The following is a 14,648-nucleotide window of genomic DNA, read 5'->3' as shown; positions in this document are numbered from 1 at the left end:
TGAAAGAGTTAAAAAATACAGATAAAGAGAGGGCAATATGACATATATAAAGAAGTTAAATATTTTTAAAGTGTTAGTAGTATTAATAATGATATTATCTATAAATACTATTAAAATATTTGCTCAAACAAGTCTGAAATTTAGGAATATAACGATTGAGCAGGGATTGTCGCAAGGTACTATAGAAGATTTGTATCAAGATAGCAAGGGATACATATGGATAGGAACTCAAGATGGTTTAAATAGGTATAATGGATATGAGTTTAAACAATATAGACATAATGAAAAATCTAAAAACTCAATAGTAAGTAATAATATTATAAAGATAAAGGAAGATAAGGAAAATAATATATGGGTAGGAACTATAGATGGAGTAAGTAAGATTTCTAAAAATGGAAAGATAAAAAACTACAAACAAGGTAGTAAAAATGGGAATATTTCTGATGACAATGTTTGTGATATACTAGTAACTTCTGATGGAAAAGTTTTAGTTGGTACTACAAATGGACTAAATATATACAATGAGGACAAGGATAGATTTGAAAGAATATTATCGAAAGAATCTGATTTAACAGATCAATTTATTTATTGCTTAGATGAAGATAAGAATAAAAATATATGGATAGGGACTAGTGATGGATTAAATAAAATAAATACAAAAAATAAAAATATAGATAAGATATATCTGACAAAGGATAAGAAACCTAATGAAAAAGATACAATATATGGACTTTATATGGATAAAGAAGGATATGTATGGATAGGAACTATGAAAAATGGTTTATTAAAAATAGATATTAATACAAATAAGATAAAGTTGCATAAAGTAAGTAAACAAAATAAAGAATTAGACTTTGTAAAAAATATATTAAAGGATAGTGAAGGAAATATATGGGTATGTACTGATGATGGATTATTAGAGCTATCTGAGGATGGAAATCATGAAGAATTGTATAAAAATAAACCTTATGATAGTCATAGTTTAATTAGCAATAGTACAAGGTGTATTATGCAAGATAAAAATGGTTTAATTTGGGTAGGTACATACACAGGTATAAGCATATTTGATCCTAAAAATAGAGTGACTCAGTATCAAAGTGATCCTTATGACAAAAACTCTTTGAGTAGCAGTGTAATTCATGGAATATATGAAGATAAAGACGGCTTAATTTGGGTAGGTACAAGATCTGAAGGCGCAAATATAATTAATAGAAAAAAAGGCATAATAAGGCAAATAGAAAAAGGAATATTAACTGATGATAGAATTAGATATATAACAGGTAAAGATGATGATATATGGATTGGAACAAATAGTGGATTAAATAGGATAAATAAAAAAACAAAGAAAATAAAGTATTACACTTTAGATAATGGATTATTAGATAATTATATAAGAACCATTTATATCGATGGAGAATATGTATTTGTAGCCACAAGGGGTGGAGTTAATGTAATTAATTCTAAAACCAATGAAATAAGTAATATAAATGATTTGCTAGAAAGATATAAAATTCCTAAAGACTATATATCTTGTATTTATAAAGATAGGGAAGGTATTTATTGGTTAGGTACATCCACTGAAGGCGGTTTAATAAGCATAAATTCTAAAACTAAAAAAGTAAAAATATACAACAAAAAAGATGGATTAAGCACTAATGAAATAAGGAATGTAGTTGAAGATAATAAAAAGAATTTATGGATAGCCACTAATTATGGTTTAAATAAATTAAACAAAGAGACTGGAAAAATAATACATTTTACAGAACAAGAAGGCTTGCCTAATAATACGATATATGGTGTAGTTCTTGATTATGAAAATAATCCTTGGATGAGTACAAATAATGGGATTTCTAAATTCGATGTAAAAAATAATAAATTTATAAATTTAAATGTTACAGATGGACTTCAAGGTAATGAGTTTAATGCTAATGCTTGCTTTAAAAACTCTAAAGGAGAGATCTTATTTGGAGGGATTAATGGATTAAATATAATTAATCCAAAAAATTTAGTAACATCAAAAGATATATCTAGAGTAATGATTGATGATATATCAGTTAATGGAGTTGTGTTTGAAGAGGGAAAAAATTTAAACTTTAAAAGTGATGAAAATACTATAGAGATAAAATTCTTCTTACCAGATTATAAAAATACTCAAAGAATACAATATGTATATAAGTTAGAAGGGAGTAAGGATAGTTGGCATACCATAAAGGATAATAAAGTAACATATACAAATTTAAGTCCAGGAGATTATAAGTTTGTGGTAAAAGCTATAAATAATGATGGTGTAATGAGCGAAAAAACTAGTATAAACTTTAAAATAAATCCACCATGGTGGAGAAGTAAAGAAGCAATAGTTATTTATGCACTTATTATAATAGCCATTATTGTCCACAATCAAAGAAAAATGAAAAGGCTAGACAAATTAGTAGGAGAAAGAACAGAAGAACTACGAGAAGAGATGGAAAAAAATAAAGTTCTTTTTGATAAGGTTATTGAACTTGAAAAAAATAAAAATAATTATTTTATAAACTTATCTCATGAATTAAGAACACCATTAAATCTTATACGTAGCACAGAGCAGCTAATAACAGGGCTTAATAATCGTGGAAAGCAAATATCAAGTGAAAAAATAGAATATTATATGAGTATTTTAAGAAAAAATTCAAATCGATTATTAAGGCTTATTAATAATATTATTGATACATCAAAAATAGAAAATGGGAACTATATACTTAATATAAACGAGCATGATATAGTCTACTTAGTAGAGGAAAGTGCATTAAGCTTGAGCAATTTAGCTAATGATAAGGGAATTGAATTGATAGTAGACCCTTATATAGAAGAAAAAACAATACTATGTGATTCATATGATATTGATAGATGTATAGTAAACTTAGTAAATAATGCTATAAAGTTTACAGATGAAGGTGGAAAGGTAGAAGTTATAATTAAAGAAGTTGGAACAAACGTACAGATAGAAATATCTGATACAGGAGTAGGAATAGAAGAAAAATATCATCATTCTATATTTAATAGATTTAACCAAGTGGTAGATGAATATGGTGAATCAAAACAAGGTAGTGGATTAGGTCTTACTATAACAAAACATATTATCAATTTACATAAAGGTGAAATATATGTAGAAAGTGAATTAGGGAAAGGAACTAAATTTACAATAATATTACCAGAAAATATGTACAAAAATAACTAGCTTATAGCTAGTTATTTTTGTACATAGATTGATTAAATATCATAAGAAATGTCAAAGATAGTACTAACAATTAATTTAGGGGGTATATAATGGTTTTAAGTAGAGAAAATATAATAGAGGGGCTAATAGATTTAAAAAGTGAAAGAGAAAATGAAAGTAAAAAAATAATAATAAACATAAAGGAAATAGTAGAGAGTCAAAATATAGATGATATGGAAAAGTTAAAGTTGATTAATAATGAATTAGGTAAAATGCTAGTTATATAATAAAACTATACACAAAAATAATTTAATATAGTTAGCATTATAGTAAGCTAAATTAGTTTATATACAAATTTTTTTATTATTATATAGGAGACTTAGAATTGATACTAGCTTAATAAAAGTTATATAAATACAAAGTAAATTTAATATTATAAGAATATATTATTAATAACACACGAATAAGCATAAAATGTTAAGGAGTAATTATATATTTAAGAAATTTTTCTAAAATTGTTAGTTAAATTTTCCACTATATTTATGTTAATTTGTGGATAGATTATTATATTTTTTAAATAATTACATATGTTTAGATACTAGTGTAACATTAAAATTAGGTTAATATATTTATTTAAATCAATAAATAAATTATAATAAATAAAAAGATATATGGAGGGGAATCTATGAATTTTAAATTTTGCCACAATAACTTTAATGTATTAAATCTTGAGAAAAGTCTTGAGTTTTATGAAAAAGCATTAGGTCTTAAAGAAGTAAGAAGAAAAGAAGCTGAAGACGGAAGTTTCATATTAGTTTATTTAGGTGATGGAGAAAGTGATTATACGCTAGAATTAACTTGGTTAAGAGATTGGGATAGACCGTATAATTTAGGAGATAATGAATTCCATCTAGCTCTTAGAGTAGATGACTTTGAAAAAGCTCACAAATTACATAAGGATATGGGATGTATATGTTTTGAGAATGAAGCTATGGGAATTTATTTTATAGCAGATCCAGATAATTACTGGATAGAAATACTTCCTCAAAATATGTAATTTGTTTAACTAGTTAAATAACATTTGAAACAGTATATAAAAAGTATTGTAGCTAATATAGCTAACAATACTTTTTTTATTAGAGTGTACTTGTATCAAATAAAAAACTATATTGATTTATATAGGACGGTTTATTTATAAGATTAATATTGACTCAGAGAATAATAAAATATAATAATATAAAGATAGATTATAAAATAGAGAGGTATTAGATATGAAGAATATAGTAGCTATATGTGAAAATTTACAAAGTGCTGAAGCAATAAAGTTAGCAGGAAAAGAATTAGGGATAAATGTAGTTTGTGAAATACAAGAAAATTGCAAAATACAAAATGAAATAAGTGAAGCTGAAATTAGAAAAGCATGTGCAGTATTATTTGTAATAAGCTTTGAAGTGGAAGATATAGAAAAGATAGAAAGATTTATAGATTGTGAATACTATGAAGTAGAGCCTAAGTATGTTATAAATGATGCAAAATCAGTAATTAAAGAGATAATGGAAGAAATAAATTAGTAGGTTAAGTAATAGAAATTAAAGTATTATATCATTAAATGTAAATTAAGAGAATATATTAATGCAAGCGGTGATATAATTGAAAATATTTAATAAAGAAAGTCTATTATTTAATATATTTGGAAATGTAAGAAAAGTAATTGCGTTGTTGATTACATTAGTATTTTGTTATCTAAGTATTAGTGGAACCATAACACAATAACAATTTATATCTGTCTTTAGTATGGTTTTAGGATATTATTTTGGTAAGTCAACAGCACTAGATGTTCCAGAGAAATTAAGAAAAAAAGAAAATACTATCACTAAAGAGATTAGTGAAGCAGATAAAAACATATTTGATTAAAATAAAAGCTCAGACTTAATTGTCTGAGCTTATTTCCATTAATACCTCTTTTAAATTCTCAAGAGATGTATTTAATTTATTAAGTTGGTCGTCTGGAATAGTTGAAAGCCTATTTTTTAAAGTATCTTTCATAAGATTAAACTTATCTTTTAAATATTGATCTCCTTTATCAGTTAAGCTAATATTAACTATTCTACGATCTTTTGTATCATGAGCTCTTTCAACCATTCCTTCATTTATAAGTTTATTAAGAAGTTTTGTCATATTTGGTGTTGAAATTAACAGCTTTTTAGCAACTTCAGAAATTGGTTGAGTACCCTTACGTCTAAGAACTTCCATTATTTGGAAGTGAGAATGATTGAATGTATCATTTCTAAAACCACATTCATTCCTAATTATTTTCTTTTGAAATAATGGCATTATCTTTACAAAATTTTGAACTATAGATTCTAATTTATCATCAGCCATAATAATACCTCCATAAAAATTTATTTTAACACAAATTTTACCCATAAAAATTATTTCATACTATATACAACATTAAATTTATTTTCAGACTGTAGGGAAATACAATATATATAAATTTTACAATATTTTATATACTATTTTTAGTTATAAAAATAGTATATAAAATATTGACTTTTTTTAAAAATACTATATACTTAAAAAATATAATAGTTAAAAAGTATAACTATTAACTAGTATAAGTAGTTTAATATTATTATACATCAAAAACTATAAATTGTGTAAAAAGACTAAAATTAAATGGAGGGAATTTTAAGCTATGTTTAAGATTTTTAAATACTCAAAACCGTTTATTGTGTCAATTATTATGGCGGTTATGCTTTTAGTAGTTCAAGCAATGTGTGATTTATCATTGCCTGATTATACTTCAAACATAGTAAACGTAGGAATTCAACAAAGTGGTATAGAAAATGCAGTACCAGTTGTTATAAGAGAAACAGAATTTAAGAAGTTAAAAATATTTATGAACGACACTGAAAAAGAAAAGGTTGAAAAATATTATAACTTGATAGACAAAGAAGACTTAAGTGACAAGGAGTATAACAAAGAAGTTGAGAAGTATCCTGCACTTAAGAATGAACCTTTATACCAATTAAATACTAAAGATAAAGATGTTATAGATAGCTTAAATAAGATAATGTCTGACTCTATGATGAGAGTAGCAGCTATAAATATGGCTAGTGATAAAGGTGATATACCAAATGTACCAAAGGGTACTGATATATGGCCTATGATAGAAAATATGCCAAAGGCTCAATTAGACACTATGATGAAGCCTATTGATGAAAAAATAGATGATTTAGATCCTAGCATGCTTACTCAATCAGCTATTTATGCAGTTAAAACTGAGTATGAAAAAATAGGTATGGATTTAACTAAGTTACAAAATAATTATATATTCAAAACAGGAGCAATAATGATAGTAATAGCTCTTGTAGGTATGGCAGCTACAATATCAGTGGTTTACATAGCTGGTAGAGTTGGTGCAGGAGTAGGAAGAAATATACGTAAAGATGTATTTAGAAAAGTTGTAGGATTTTCTAATGTAGAATTTAACAAGTTTTCTACAGCATCACTTATAACTCGTAGTACAAATGATATACAACAGATACAAGTATTTACTGCGATGTTTATAAAGATGGTATTTTATGCTCCAATACTAGGTATAGGTGGGGTATTAAAAGTGCTAGATACAGATACTTCTATGTCTTGGATAATAGGAGTTGCTATTGGTGCAATATTAATAGTTGTTACAGTATTATTTAGTTTAGCTATACCGAAGTTTAATAGGGTTCAAAAGCTTATAGATAAATTAAACTTAGTAACACGTGAATCATTAACAGGAATGTTAGTTATAAGAGCTTTTAGTACTCAAAAAATAGAAGAAGAGAGATTTGATGAAACAAATACTCTTTTAAGAAAAACAAATACATTTGTAAATCGTATAATGACTATGATGATGCCGACTATGATGCTTATTATGAATATAACAACTGTACTAATAGTATGGGTTGGGGCTAAGCAAATAGATGCAGGTGCGATGCAAGTCGGGGATATGATGGCATTTATACAATACTCTATGCAAATAATAATGGCATTCTTAATGATATCAATGTTATCAGTAATACTTCCAAGAGCAGCTGTATCAGCTAAGCGTATAATGGAAGTACTAGGTACAGAATTATCTATAAAAGATGTTGAAAATACTAAAATATTTGATGATTCAAAAGATGGAGAAGTTGAATTTAAAAACGTATCATTTAAATACCCTAATGCAGAAGATAATGTATTAAGTGATATAAGTTTTGTTGCTAAGCCAGGTCAAACAACTGCATTTATAGGAAGTACAGGAAGTGGTAAATCAACTCTAATAAACCTTATACCTCGTTTCTTTGATGCTACTGAGGGAGAAGTTTTAGTAAATGGAGTTAATATAAAGGAAGTAAGCCAACATGATCTTAGAGAAAAAATAGGATATGTACCTCAAAAAGGAGTTTTATTCTCTGGAACAATAGATAGTAATATAAAATATGGTGCAAGAGATATAAGTAAGGAAGAAGTTGAAAGAGCAGCACAAACAGCTCAAGCAATGGAGTTTATATCTACTAAGCCAGAAAAATTCGAAACTGAAATATCTCAAGGTGGTACGAATGTATCTGGAGGTCAAAAGCAAAGACTTTCTATCGCTCGTGCTTTAGCTAAAAAGCCTAAGATATTTATATTTGATGATAGTTTCTCAGCTTTAGATTTAAAAACAGATGCAAAACTTAGAAAAGAACTTAAAAATCAAACTGGAGATTCAACAGTTTTAATAGTAGCTCAAAGAATCAGTACTATAATGAATGCAGAGCAAATAATAGTGCTTGATGAAGGAAAGATGGTAGGTAAAGGAACTCATCAAGAGCTAATAGAAAACTGTGACGTATATAAGCAAATTGCACTATCTCAGTTATCAAAGGAGGAGTTAGTCAATGAGTGTTAAGAAAAGCAAAAGACCTATGAGAATGGGTGGAGGACCTTCTATGATGGCAGGTTCAGAAAAAGCAAAAGACTTTAAAGGGACTATGAAAAAATTACTTAATCGTTTAAGTCCATATAAAGTGTCATTAATATTTGTTGTATTATTTGCTATAGGTAGTGCGGTATTTACTATAGTGGGACCTAAAATATTAGGTAATGCAACAACAGAAATATTTGAAGGATTAGTAAGCAAAGTAAGTGGAAGCGGAAGCGGAATAGATTTTACTAGCATATCAAAAACACTAGCTATGCTAGTTGGATTATATGTTATAAGTGCACTGTTTTCATTTGTTCAGACATTTGTTACATCTGATATATCACAAAAGGTATCTTATAATTTAAGAAAAGAGATATCAGAAAAAATAAACAAATTACCTCTTAAATACTTTGATGGAACAACAAACGGAGAAGTATTATCGAGAGTTACTAACGATGTAGATGCAATAAGTCAAAACTTAAACCAAATACTATCACAGATGATAACTGCAGCGACAGTACTTATAGGTGTACTAGTGATGATGTTATCAATAAGTGTAAGTATGACTTTAGTAACTTTAGTAATAATACCTTTAGCATTAGTATTTATAAGTATTGTTGTTAAAAAATCTCAAAAACACTTTAAAGATCAACAAGAGTACTTAGGTCACACTAATGGTCACATAGAGGAAATATATAGTGGGCACAATATAATGAAAGCATTTAATGGTGAAGAAAAAGCTATTGAAGAATTTAATGAGCTAAACAATACATTATATAATTCTGCTTGGAAATCTCAAGCATTATCTGGAATGATGATGCCTATAATGACTTTTATAGGAAACTTAGGATATGTAATGGTAGCTATAATGGGTGGATATCTTACAATAAAGAAAAAAATAGAAGTTGGGGATATACTATCATTTATTCAATATGTAAGATCATTTATGCAACCAATAGCACAAACAGCTCAAATTGCCAATGTAATGCAACAAACGGCAGCTGCTGCTGAAAGAGTATTTGAATTCTTAAGTGAAGATGAAGAAATGGAAGAAACTAAAACACCTGTATCAACTGAAAATATTAAAGGTGAAGTTGAATTTGAAAATGTAAACTTTGGATACAGTGATGATAAAATAATAATAAATGATTTCTCAATAAAAATAAAACCAGGTCAAAAAGTAGCGATAGTAGGTCCTACAGGAGCAGGTAAAACTACAATAGTAAAACTTCTTATGAGATTCTATGAGTTAAATAGTGGAAAGATATTAATAGATGGACACGATATAAAAGAATTTACAAGAAGAGATTTAAGAAATCTATTTGGTATGGTTTTACAAGATACTTGGTTATTTAATGGAAGTATAATGGATAATATACGTTATGGAAACCTTAAAGCGAGTGATGAAGAGGTTATAAAAGCAGCAAAACTTGCGCATGCAGATCACTTTATAAAGACATTAAGTGATGGATATAATATGGAAATAAATGAAGAGGCTAACAATATATCTCAAGGTCAAAAACAATTACTAACAATAGCAAGAGCTATACTTGCAGACCCAAAAATATTAATATTAGATGAAGCAACAAGCTCTGTTGATACTCGTACAGAAGTATTAATACAACAAGCTATGGAAAATCTTATGGAAGGTAGAACAAGCTTTATAATAGCTCATAGATTATCTACTATAAGAAATGCTGATTTAATATTAGTAATGAAAGATGGGGACATAGTAGAACAAGGTAGTCATGATGAATTACTAAAAGAAGGCGGATTCTATTCTGAATTATACAATAGTCAGTTTGAAGAAGTAGAAGCCTGTTAATAAAATAAAAAGCGATTCTTAAGTTTAATAACTTATGAATCGCTTTTTATTTTATTAAAATATTGTATTTTAAATTACAGAGAAAAGAGTTTTCGTATATATAATTACACATATTTTTATATGAATCTAGAATATAAAAGTACAAATCATAAACACAAAATTACAAATACACAGATTGAAAAAGTTACTACAATTAAAGTAAGTAATATAATTTTATAAAACATAACAAATAATATCAAAATTTAAGGAGTGGGGGATTATGCCAAATATAGTATTAACAAGAATCGATAACAGATTGATACATGGTCAAGTAGCGACAATGTGGTCTTCAAGTGTAGGAGCAAATTTATTATTAGTTGCAAATGATGAGGTATGTGCTAATGAATTTAGACAAGGTCTTATGGATATGGCAGCACCAAGCTTTGCGCAAACTAGATATTTTAGTATAGAAAAAACTATAAATATAATAGACAAAGCAAGTGATGCTCAACATATAGCAATAATATGTGAAACTCCACAAGATGTAGTGAGATTAGTAGAAGGTGGAGTACCAATAAAAGAAGTTAATATAGGAAATATGCATATGGCAGAAGGGAAAAGACAAGTATCTAAAGCTGTATGCGTAGATGATGATGACGTCAAAGCATTTAGACGTCTTCAAGAACTTGGTGTGAAGCTAGAAATCAGAAGGGTTCCAAGTGAATCTGCTGAGAGTCTAGATGAACTATTTAAATAAAATTCAATAAGGGGGTAAGTTTATGGAATTAAGTTTTATTCAAATTGGTCTTATATTAATAGTTACAATGATAGCAGCAATAGACCAATTTAACTTCTTAGAGTCCTTTTATAGACCGATAGTAATTGGTCCTATAATAGGAGCTATAATGGGAGATTTACAAACAGGACTTATAGTTGGTGGTTCATATGAACTTATGATGATAGGAGCAATGCCAGTAGGAGGAGCACAACCTCCAAATGCAGTTATAGGTGGAATAATGGCTACAGTATTTGCTATTCAATCAGGATTAGATACTTCAGCTGCACTACCTCTTGCAATACCATTTGCATTACTTGGTCAATATGCAGTAACAGCTTTATTTACAGTAATGTCTCCATTAATGGGGCTATGTGATAAGGCAGCAGATGAGGCTAATCCAAAAGGTATAGATAGAGTCAATTATATGGCTATGGGAATATTAGCAGTATCATTTGCATTGATAGTTTTAGCTGGATTATTATCAGGTCAGGCAATAGGAGAAACTTTAACAAAAGTATTACCACAATGGGTTTGGGATGGACTAACTGCAGCAGGTAAGATGATGCCAGCACTAGGATTTGCAATGTTACTTAAAGTTATGTTAAGTAAAGAATATGCATTATTTATGATGTTAGGATTTGTTTTAGTAGCATATGGTAAATTACCACTTTTAGCTATAGCTATAGTAGGTATAGCTGCAGCAGTTTATGACTTCCATGTAAGTATGAAAACTAAAAATACAGGAGGAGGTATAGGCGATGGCATCTAATACAGAAGCATTAAAAAGTCAAAGAGAGTATATCGATAAAACAGAAGGCGAAACTCTTGACAATAAAACATTAAATCAAATGGCTTGGAGATCAATGTTTTTACAAGCATCATTTAACTATGAAAGAATGCAAGCTGGAGGATGGTTATACTCTATACTTCCAGGGCTTAAAAAAATACACAAAAACAAAGAAGATTTATCAACATCAATGAAACATAATATGGAGTTTTTCAACTGCCATCCGTTTTTAATAACATTTGTTATGGGGATAATATTATCTCTTGAACAAAAAAAGGCAGATGTTCAAACTATACGTGCTCTAAGAGTTGCAGCAATGGGACCTTTAGGTGGTATAGGAGATGCAATATTCTGGTTTACATTATTACCAATATCTGCAGGTATAGGAGCGAATCTTTCTTTACAAGGAAGTATATTAGGACCAATTATATTCTTTGTGTTATTTAATATAGTACATTTAGGATTGAGATTTGGTCTTATGCATTGGTCATATAAAGTTGGTGTTGAAGGTATAACTAAGCTTACTAAAAATGCTAAAGAATTTACTAGATCAGCTACAGTACTTGGTATGATAGTAGTAGGAGCATTAATAGCATCATATGTAAATATAAATATAGTTACTCCAGAATACTTAAGTATGTCTGGAACTATAGACTTACAAAAGATACTAGATTCTATAATGCCATGTTTATTACCTCTTGGATTAACATTTGGAATGTATGGATTAGTTAAGAAAAATGTTTCTCCGTTAGTTAATATATTAGTATTAGTAGTAATAGGATTAATAGGAGCATTCTTAGGTATACTCTAGGAGGATAAAATGATAATAATAACAGGACATGGGAATTTTGGAAGTGGACTTAAAAGTAGTTTGGATTTAATTGCAGGAAAATATGATTTTATAAAAACTGTTGATTTTACAGAAAATAAATCATCAGATGATTTAAAAGAAGAAATAAGAAACATAGTTAAAGATACTTATAATAAAGTATATATATTTACAGATTTACCTGGAGGAACTCCTTTTAAGGTTAGTAGTGAATTAACATTAGAACATTCGAATATAGAAGTTTTTTGTGGAACTAATCTGCCAATGCTAGTTGAATCTACTATGATGGTGTCTGTAGGATTTGAGATTGATAGTGAGGCTATAAAGACAGCTGGAATAAACAGTATAAAGCCGCCAATAAGAAAAGTTGTGTTGGCTGAAGATGGAATATAAATTATAAAAAAGGAGGATGCAAAATTGCATTCTTCTTTTTTTATAATTTATTTAAGCTTTTTATAATAAAAAATAATATTATGGAAAAATTAAATATAATTATGCTATTTCTTACAGGAGGAAGTAATATGGACAATATAAGAGAAACTAGATATAAAAGAGAAGATGGAACATATGATATATCTTTAGAAGTTAAAGATTCTTCATACTTTAATGTATTTGATAACGCAGACACAACATCAGGTAAAGAATTTCTAAGAGATTATTTAAAAAGTAATGCAGATGATGCTAGATATGAGGATATTTCTGTAAATCATAATAAGGGTAGACGTATAGTAAACATAAAAGCTAAACTAGATTATGAAGGTAATATGCACACATCATATGATAACAGAAGAAAATTATATTAAATAAAAAATAATATACATATTGTACTAGTTAAAATTAATTATAAAAATAAAGATAAGAAAAAATTAACTAGTACAATATATTTAAAACTAAGTGAATATAAGTAATTTATTGATATTAATATTAAATAATAAATATAAAAATAAAAAAGTTTATAAAAAGTATTGACGATATAAAATTATGGTGATATAGTATTACTTGTCCTTAAGAAAAGGGCAAAGCAAAAAAGTAAGCGCCGACACAGTCGCTTAAAATGAACTTTGAAAATTAAACAGTAGGTTAATTTATATAACTGATTCTTAAAGAATCGAAAACAAACCAAGCCAGATATTCAGATAATGATAGTCTGAGCAGGAAAACTTATATTTGAGCAACAGAATAAGTTGAGTGAATACGAAACTTGTTTGTTGGCGATATAAATTCAAATTTATTTTGAGAGTTTGATCCTGGCTCAGGATGAACGCTGGCGGCGTGCCTAACACATGCAAGTCGAGCGATTTACTTCGGTAAAGAGCGGCGGACGGGTGAGTAACGCGTGGGTAACCTGCCCTGTACACACGGATAACATACCGAAAGGTATGCTAATACGAGATAACATGAGAGAGTCGCATGGCTTTCTTATCAAAGCTTTTGCGGTACAGGATGGACCCGCGTCTGATTAGCTAGTTGGTAAGGTAACGGCTTACCAAGGCGACGATCAGTAGCCGACCTGAGAGGGTGATCGGCCACATTGGAACTGAGACACGGTCCAAACTCCTACGGGAGGCAGCAGTGGGGAATATTGCACAATGGGCGAAAGCCTGATGCAGCAACGCCGCGTGAGCGATGAAGGCCTTCGGGTCGTAAAGCTCTGTCCTCAAGGAAGATAATGACGGTACTTGAGGAGGAAGCCCCGGCTAACTACGTGCCAGCAGCCGCGGTAATACGTAGGGGGCTAGCGTTATCCGGAATTACTGGGCGTAAAGGGTGCGTAGGCGGTCTTTCAAGTCAGGAGTGAAAGGCTACGGCTCAACCGTAGTAAGCTCTTGAAACTGTAAGACTTGAGTGCAGGAGAGGAGAGTAGAATTCCTAGTGTAGCGGTGAAATGCGTAGATATTAGGAGGAATACCAGTTGCGAAGGCGGCTCTCTGGACTGTAACTGACGCTGAGGCACGAAAGCGTGGGGAGCAAACAGGATTAGATACCCTGGTAGTCCACGCCGTAAACGATGAGTACTAGCTGTCGGAGGTTACCCCCTTCGGTGGCGCAGCTAACGCATTAAGTACTCCGCCTGGGAAGTACGCTCGCAAGAGTGAAACTCAAAGGAATTGACGGGGACCCGCACAAGTAGCGGAGCATGTGGTTTAATTCGAAGCAACGCGAAGAACCTTACCTAAGCTTGACATCCTTTTGACCGATGCCTAATCGCATCTTTCCCTTCGGGGACAGAAGTGACAGGTGGTGCATGGTTGTCGTCAGCTCGTGTCGTGAGATGTTGGGTTAAGTCCCGCAACGAGCGCAACCCTTGCCTTTAGTTGCCA

General features: G+C 29.6%; 12 protein-coding genes and 1 rRNA gene. 12 read left to right on the top strand and 1 reads right to left on the bottom strand.

The window, feature by feature from the left end; translation table 11 throughout:
- Positions 1–37: 37 nt before the first annotated feature.
- The 4 genes from ABCP60_RS08145 to ABCP60_RS08130 all read left to right on the top strand — a co-directional run bounded on the left by ABCP60_RS08145 (position 38) and on the right by ABCP60_RS08130 (position 4,764).
- Positions 38–3,214, top strand: coding sequence for a two-component regulator propeller domain-containing protein (locus ABCP60_RS08145; RefSeq protein WP_343101580.1), 3,177 nt, complete (start codon positions 38–40; stop codon positions 3,212–3,214).
- A gap of 89 nt (positions 3,215–3,303) precedes the next feature.
- Positions 3,304–3,480 (top strand): hypothetical protein, encoded by a 177-nt coding sequence (locus tag ABCP60_RS08140; RefSeq protein ID WP_343101579.1) that lies wholly within the window; start codon positions 3,304–3,306, stop codon positions 3,478–3,480.
- 398 nt (positions 3,481–3,878) lie between these two features.
- Positions 3,879–4,250, top strand: coding sequence for a VOC family protein (locus tag ABCP60_RS08135; RefSeq protein ID WP_092923012.1), 372 nt, complete (start codon positions 3,879–3,881; stop codon positions 4,248–4,250).
- Between the two features lie 214 nt (positions 4,251–4,464).
- Positions 4,465–4,764 carry a PTS sugar transporter subunit IIBC gene (locus tag ABCP60_RS08130; RefSeq protein ID WP_092923015.1) on the top strand — a complete coding sequence of 100 codons (300 nt, stop codon included), beginning with the start codon at positions 4,465–4,467 and terminating at the stop codon, positions 4,762–4,764.
- 358 nt (positions 4,765–5,122) lie between these two features.
- Here the strand turns inward: ABCP60_RS08130 and ABCP60_RS08125 are convergent, their stop codons facing one another.
- Positions 5,123–5,575 (bottom strand): MarR family transcriptional regulator, encoded by a 453-nt coding sequence (locus ABCP60_RS08125; protein ID WP_166504835.1) that lies wholly within the window; start codon positions 5,573–5,575, stop codon positions 5,123–5,125.
- Positions 5,576–5,891: 316 nt separating this feature from the next.
- Here ABCP60_RS08125 and ABCP60_RS08120 point away from each other — a divergent pair, with 316 nt between their 5' ends.
- From ABCP60_RS08120 to ABCP60_RS08085, 8 genes are all read left to right on the top strand, one after another.
- Positions 5,892–8,114: an ABC transporter ATP-binding protein gene (locus ABCP60_RS08120; RefSeq protein ID WP_343101578.1), complete on the top strand. Its 2,223-nt coding sequence runs from the start codon at positions 5,892–5,894 to the stop codon at positions 8,112–8,114.
- A gap of 22 nt (positions 8,115–8,136) precedes the next feature.
- Entirely contained in the window at positions 8,137–9,954 is a 1,818-nt protein-coding gene (locus ABCP60_RS08115) for an ABC transporter ATP-binding protein (protein ID WP_092923285.1), read from the top strand.
- Between the two features lie 259 nt (positions 9,955–10,213).
- Positions 10,214–10,690, top strand: a complete 477-nt coding sequence (agaB, locus tag ABCP60_RS08110) for a PTS galactosamine transporter subunit IIB (RefSeq protein WP_092923024.1) — start codon at positions 10,214–10,216, stop codon at positions 10,688–10,690.
- A 22-nt stretch (positions 10,691–10,712) separates the two neighbouring features.
- Positions 10,713–11,480: a PTS sugar transporter subunit IIC gene (locus tag ABCP60_RS08105; RefSeq protein ID WP_092923027.1), complete on the top strand. Its 768-nt coding sequence runs from the start codon at positions 10,713–10,715 to the stop codon at positions 11,478–11,480.
- On the top strand, positions 11,470–12,309 hold the full coding sequence (locus tag ABCP60_RS08100) for a PTS system mannose/fructose/sorbose family transporter subunit IID (RefSeq protein WP_092923030.1): 840 nt from the start codon (positions 11,470–11,472) through the stop codon (positions 12,307–12,309). Before ABCP60_RS08105 ends, ABCP60_RS08100 begins: the two co-directional genes overlap by 11 nt.
- Before the next feature lie 9 nt (positions 12,310–12,318).
- Complete coding sequence (locus ABCP60_RS08095) at positions 12,319–12,720, top strand: PTS sugar transporter subunit IIA (RefSeq protein WP_343101577.1); 402 nt, start codon at positions 12,319–12,321, stop codon at positions 12,718–12,720.
- Positions 12,721–12,848: 128 nt separating this feature from the next.
- On the top strand, positions 12,849–13,130 hold the full coding sequence (locus tag ABCP60_RS08090; protein ID WP_343101576.1) for a hypothetical protein: 282 nt from the start codon (positions 12,849–12,851) through the stop codon (positions 13,128–13,130).
- Between the two features lie 426 nt (positions 13,131–13,556).
- Positions 13,557–14,648, top strand: a 16S ribosomal RNA gene (locus ABCP60_RS08085); the annotation flags it as partial.

The sequence above is a fragment of the Romboutsia sp. MSSM.1001216sp_RTP31141st1_G3_RTP31141_220114 genome, from assembly GCF_039031195.1.
Lineage (GTDB): Bacteria > Bacillota > Clostridia > Peptostreptococcales > Peptostreptococcaceae > Romboutsia_C > Romboutsia_C hominis.
The sequence above is the reverse complement of the archived record's forward strand: the minus strand, read 5'-3'. Positions and strand labels throughout refer to the sequence as shown.

What these genes read in the sequence shown, in the direction of transcription:
- ABCP60_RS08100 (WP_092923030.1), top strand. Translation starts at nt 11,470, where the DNA reads ATGGCATCTAATACAGAAGCATTAAAAAGTCAAAGAGAGTATATCGAT.
- ABCP60_RS08135 (WP_092923012.1), top strand. Translation starts at nt 3,879, where the DNA reads ATGAATTTTAAATTTTGCCACAATAACTTTAATGTATTAAATCTTGAG.
- ABCP60_RS08130 (WP_092923015.1), top strand. Translation starts at nt 4,465, where the DNA reads ATGAAGAATATAGTAGCTATATGTGAAAATTTACAAAGTGCTGAAGCA.
- agaB (WP_092923024.1), top strand. Translation starts at nt 10,214, where the DNA reads ATGCCAAATATAGTATTAACAAGAATCGATAACAGATTGATACATGGT.
- ABCP60_RS08090 (WP_343101576.1), top strand. Translation starts at nt 12,849, where the DNA reads ATGGACAATATAAGAGAAACTAGATATAAAAGAGAAGATGGAACATAT.
- ABCP60_RS08145 (WP_343101580.1), top strand. Translation starts at nt 38, where the DNA reads ATGACATATATAAAGAAGTTAAATATTTTTAAAGTGTTAGTAGTATTA.
- ABCP60_RS08095 (WP_343101577.1), top strand. Translation starts at nt 12,319, where the DNA reads ATGATAATAATAACAGGACATGGGAATTTTGGAAGTGGACTTAAAAGT.
- ABCP60_RS08140 (WP_343101579.1), top strand. Translation starts at nt 3,304, where the DNA reads ATGGTTTTAAGTAGAGAAAATATAATAGAGGGGCTAATAGATTTAAAA.
- ABCP60_RS08120 (WP_343101578.1), top strand. Translation starts at nt 5,892, where the DNA reads ATGTTTAAGATTTTTAAATACTCAAAACCGTTTATTGTGTCAATTATT.
- ABCP60_RS08105 (WP_092923027.1), top strand. Translation starts at nt 10,713, where the DNA reads ATGGAATTAAGTTTTATTCAAATTGGTCTTATATTAATAGTTACAATG.
- ABCP60_RS08115 (WP_092923285.1), top strand. Translation starts at nt 8,137, where the DNA reads ATGGGTGGAGGACCTTCTATGATGGCAGGTTCAGAAAAAGCAAAAGAC.
- ABCP60_RS08125 (WP_166504835.1), bottom strand. Translation starts at nt 5,575, where the DNA reads ATGGCTGATGATAAATTAGAATCTATAGTTCAAAATTTTGTAAAGATA.